Source organism: Bradyrhizobium sp. P5_C11_2, assembly GCF_054049755.1.
The window spans coordinates 1-1,344 of sequence record NZ_JBFULT010001013.1 but is presented as its reverse complement, the minus strand read 5'-3'; the positions used below and the strand labels follow the sequence as shown (position 1 = coordinate 1,344).

Genomic DNA, 1,344 nt, shown 5'->3' with positions numbered 1-1,344 from the left:
GTACGCTGGTAGTCACGGAGATCCCTGTTCTGGCCGCACGAGCGGGCGCAGATAAGCCCAAGCAGCGCCTCCCCACAAGAGTTAATTGATCGATTGACTAAACGATCAGCCGCCTCTTAAATCCGCGCCGACAACCAACTCATTCAGAATAATCCAGGGAGAAACCGACATGGCCGAGGCTTACATCGTCGCCGCCGCGCGTACCGCCGGCGGGCGCAAGGGGGGCCGCCTCGCCGGCTGGCATCCGGCCGATCTCGCCGCAAAAGTGCTGGACGAGCTGGTCGACCGCACCAAGGTCGATCCGGCCCTGGTCGAGGACGTGATCATGGGCTGCGTCATGCAGGTCGGCGAGCAGTCCAACAACGTCGCGCGCAACGCGATCATGGCGTCGAAACTGCCGGAGAGCGTGCCGGGCACCTCGATCGACCGCCAGTGCGGCTCCTCGCAGCAGGCGCTGCACTTCGCGGCCCAAGCGGTGATGTCCGGCGCGATGGACGTGGTGATCGCGGCAGGCGTGGAATCGATGACGCGCGTGCCGATGGGCCTGTCCTCGCAGCTTCCGGCCAAGAACGGTTTTGGCAACTACAAGAGCCCGGGCATCGAGCAGCGCTATCCGAACATCGTGTTCAGCCAGTTCACCGGCGCCGAGATGATGGCCGAGAAGTACGGCCTCTCCAAGAACGAGCTCGACGAGTACTCCTACAACAGCCATCAGCGCGCGATCGCGGCAACCCAAGCCGGCCACTTCAAGAAGGAGATCGTGCCGCTCGAGATCACCCGCGCCGACGGCAGCAAGGACACCCACCACATCGACGAGGGTATCCGCTTCGACGCCACGCTCGACGGCATCAAGGGCGTCAAGCTGATCGCCGAGAATGGCAAGCTCTCCGCGGCCAGCGCCAGCCAGATCTGCGACGGCGCCTCCGGCGTCATGGTGGTGAACGAGCGCGGGCTGAAGCAGCTTGGCGTGACGCCGCTGGCGCGCATCCACCACATGACCATGATGGGCGGCGACCCCGTGATCATGCTGGATGCGCCGCTGCACGCCACCAAGCGCGCGCTGGAGAAGGCCGGCATGACGATCGGCGACATCGACCTGTTCGAGGTCAACGAGGCCTTCGCCTCGGTGCCGACCGCCTGGCTCAAGACCACCGGCGCCGATCCGGAACGTCTCAACGTCAACGGCGGCGCCATCGCGCTCGGCCATCCCCTCGGCGGCTCCGGCACCAAGCTGATGACGACGCTGGTCCACGCCCTGCACCAGCGCGGCAAGCGCTACGGCCTGCAAACCATGTGCGAAGGCGGCGGCATGGCGAATGTGACGATCGTGGAGCGGGTGTAAGC

General features: G+C 65.5%; 1 protein-coding gene. It reads left to right on the top strand.

Annotated elements, in window-relative coordinates; genetic code table 11:
• Positions 1–169 precede the first annotated feature (169 nt).
• Entirely contained in the window at positions 170–1,342 is a 1,173-nt protein-coding gene (locus ACXJL8_RS41235) for an acetyl-CoA C-acetyltransferase (RefSeq protein WP_456617350.1), read from the top strand.
• The last annotated feature ends 2 nt before the right edge of the window (positions 1,343–1,344 follow it).

Bases quoted from the DNA above. Each gene is read 5' to 3' on its own strand.
- ACXJL8_RS41235 (WP_456617350.1), top strand. From the start codon at position 170: ATGGCCGAGGCTTACATCGTCGCCGCCGCGCGTACCGCCGGCGGGCGC.